Source organism: Vibrio sp. V23_P3S9T160, from assembly GCF_963886625.1.
GTDB classification, from domain to species: Bacteria; Pseudomonadota; Gammaproteobacteria; order Enterobacterales; family Vibrionaceae; genus Vibrio; species Vibrio anguillarum.
The window spans coordinates 1-3,020 of record NZ_CAWPDB010000076.1 but is presented as its reverse complement, the minus strand read 5'-3'; the positions used below and the strand labels follow the sequence as shown (position 1 = coordinate 3,020).

At 46.8% G+C, this 3,020-nt stretch carries 3 protein-coding genes and 1 pseudogene; 1 reads left to right on the top strand and 3 read right to left on the bottom strand.

Annotated elements, in window-relative coordinates:
- A pseudogene (locus AACU59_RS04110) lies at window positions 1-81 on the bottom strand (FKBP-type peptidyl-prolyl cis-trans isomerase); the annotation flags it as partial.
- A gap of 19 nt (window positions 82-100) precedes the next feature.
- Window positions 101-727 (bottom strand): thiol:disulfide interchange protein DsbA/DsbL, encoded by a 627-nt coding sequence (locus AACU59_RS04105; protein ID WP_047690361.1) that lies wholly within the window; start codon window positions 725-727, stop codon window positions 101-103.
- A 154-nt stretch (window positions 728-881) separates the two neighbouring features.
- Here AACU59_RS04105 and AACU59_RS04100 point away from each other — a divergent pair, with 154 nt between their 5' ends.
- Window positions 882-1,499 carry an OmpA family protein gene (locus AACU59_RS04100; protein WP_161437678.1) on the top strand — a complete coding sequence of 206 codons (618 nt, stop codon included), beginning with the start codon at window positions 882-884 and terminating at the stop codon, window positions 1,497-1,499.
- Between the two features lie 113 nt (window positions 1,500-1,612).
- Here AACU59_RS04100 and AACU59_RS04095 read toward each other — a convergent pair.
- On the bottom strand, window positions 1,613-3,020 hold a 1,408-nt coding region (locus AACU59_RS04095), incomplete at its 5' end, for a transketolase family protein (protein WP_161437677.1).

The following is a 3,020-nucleotide window of genomic DNA, read 5'->3' as shown; positions in this document are numbered from 1 at the left end:
AATTTTGTGGTTATTCCACGTACGATAGATAAAAAAGCCAGCCAGTAAAAAAATAATAATTGGAAATACAAATTTAGACATATTTTTAAAGCCTTGTGGATTAGGGGTGAGTCAATAAATATGAGATGGTATTCGCGATATCTGCTACATCTTTATGACCGGAGGTGATGACTAAATATTTGCCTTTCACAATAAAGGTTGGAACGGCATTGATTTGGCCTTTTACTGAAATATCATCAGCGAGCTGAATCTCTTGGAATAACTGTTTTTGCTGCTCATCATCTAACGAATACGGGCTGATTAGCCCTCGTTGGCTGAAGGCCAAATCAATCGCTTCTTTACGCTCACTTAACGTTACTTCTTCATCCATTTGCACGACCGAAAATAGCTGTTCCATCATGGCATGATCGGGAATTGCTCCCAGTTGCATCACGGCTGAATAGTAAATCATGGCTCCAATCTGTGCGCCTTCGTTAAAGGTGACATGCAGTTTACCAAATGTTTCGCCTGTTATTTTCTCTAGCTCTGGGATGACCTTTTCCATTGAACGACAGTGTCCGCAAGTCAGCGAAAACACTTCCGTGACGGCTGGCAGGCGGTATGTTGCAAGACTTACGGGAAGCTCATCATATTGTTTCCCTTTTTGTGGCGTAGTGTTGTCACCGCAGCCTGCTAGAATCAGTAGTGTTGTGATGAGAGTCAACCAATAGCGTGTGTTTTTTTTCATAACGAGTATTGAGTTAAAAAAGAATACTTGAATTCTAACGGCTTACCGTGACAAGGAAAACAGAAACAACCACGAAATTGCTACCAAATATATATAAAGTTTTACAGTCTTGGCCGATACAGTTTAGGTAGTAAGAGAATGGAGTGATGCTTGAATGAAGTATTTAGCCTTACCGTTATTGATGTTGTTAACGGGGTGTGGAACATTAGCCACCGCAGATCGAATGTTTAGCGACAATCTATTGGATGCAGCGCCAAAAGGTGATTTTGACGTGCTCTACCCTGAATGGGGCTATGCGCCGAAGATTGCTTCAACAGGTGTTCAAGGACCGATGGGACAGCAGCGCGTGAGTAGCTATGATTCTTTGCAAAGTTTTTTATTGAAGAATGGCGTTGATTACGAGGTTCTCCCGGGTAACCACATTATGGTTAAATTGAAAGATACGGTGAAATTTGAAACGGGCTCGTCCACCGTCTCCTCTGGCTCTGGTGATTGGCTTACTATGATGGGAAGTTATTTAGCCTCAGAACCCGGTATTGATATTGTGATTGATGGCCATACGGACAGTAGTGGAGCGCCAACTTTTAATGATGGTTTGTCTGAACGTCGAGCGAAAGCGGTAAAGAACACTTTAGTGAAAAGTAATGTGGCGATGGACTCTATTTTTACCCGTGGATATGGTGAATATGTTCCGGCTTGTACGAATAAAACCAATGCAGGTAAAGCATGTAACCGTCGTGTGGAAGTGTTATTTATTGTTTCCAATAATTAAGTTATGCCTTTTGGTGGCGTGCCTTTTAAGTGATGTATCTCTTTTCACACGCGACAAGATCAAAAAAGCCCAGCGAATGACTCGCTGGGCTTTTGCATTAAAAATAAGAAGACTTAAGCAAGCAGCTCTTGCGCTTGTTTCACCACGTTTTCAGTCGTAAAGCCGAACATTTTGAACAGTTGATCCGCCGGTGCTGACTCACCAAAGGTAGTCATACCGATGATCTTGCCGCCAAAACCCACGTACTTGTACCAGAAATCCGCGATACCTGCTTCAATTGCAATACGCTTAGTCACGGCTGCTGGTAGTACGGCTTCGCGGTAGGCTGCGTCTTGTTTATCAAATGCATCGGTCGATGGCATCGAAACTACGCGTACTTTCTTACCTTCGGCTGTAAGTTGCTCTGCCGCTTTCACCGCCAGTTCAACTTCAGAGCCAGTGGCAATCAGGATAAGCTTAGGCTGACCCGCGCACTCTTTTAGGATGTAACCACCTTTCGCAATATCCGCAACTTGCGTTTCACTGCGTGGCTGCTGCGCTAGGTTTTGACGAGAGAAAATCAGCGCTGATGGGCCATCTTTACGCTCAATCGCCAACTTCCATGCGACGGCTGATTCCACTTGGTCACACGGACGCCATGTGCTCATGTTCGGTGTCAAACGCAGTGAAGCCACTTGCTCAACCGGTTGATGGGTTGGGCCATCTTCACCCAACCCGATAGAGTCGTGTGTGTACACTTGAATGTTCTGAATTTTCATCAGCGCGGCCATACGCATTGCATTACGGGCGTATTCCATAAACATCAGGAAGGTCGCGCCGTAAGGAACGAAGCCACCGTGCAGCGCGATACCATTCATGATGGCAGTCATACCGAATTCACGCACACCATAGTGAATGTAGTTACCCGAGAAGTCTTCCGCCGTGAGCGATTGAGAGCCCGACCACATGGTGAGGTTAGACGGTGCCAAGTCCGCCGAGCCGCCCATAAATTCGGGCAGCATTTTACCAAACGCTTCCAGCGCATTTTGTGACGCTTTACGTGACGCAATATTGGCTGGGTTGGCTTGAAGGTCAGCGATAATTTGACTCGCTTTCGCTTCCCATTCTGCTGGCAACTCGCCATTTACGCGGCGTTTGAACTCAGCGGCTTCGGCTGGGTAGGCGGCGGCGTAGGCTTCAAACTTGGCGTTCCAATCGGTTTCTTTCGCTTGGCCAGCTTCTTTGGCATCCCACTGCGCGTAAATGTCGGCAGGGATGTGGAAAGGTGCATGCGGCCAACCCAAGAATTCACGCGCTGCTTTGATTTCTTCAGCGCCTAAAGGGGCACCGTGACAGTCGTGTGAGCCCGCTTTGTTTGGCGAGCCAAAACCGATGATGGTTTTGGTGCAAATCAAGGTTGGACGAGGGTCTGCTTTTGCAGCCTCAATCGCGGCATTAATCGCTTCAGCGTTATGGCCATCAACCGCAGCAATAACATGCCAGCCGTACGCTTCAAAACGTTTTGGCGTGTCATCAGAGAAC

Coding starts and splice junctions, on each gene's coding strand:
- AACU59_RS04105 (WP_047690361.1), bottom strand. CDS start 727: ATGAAAAAAAACACACGCTATTGGTTGACTCTCATCACAACACTACTG.
- AACU59_RS04100 (WP_161437678.1), top strand. CDS start 882: ATGAAGTATTTAGCCTTACCGTTATTGATGTTGTTAACGGGGTGTGGA.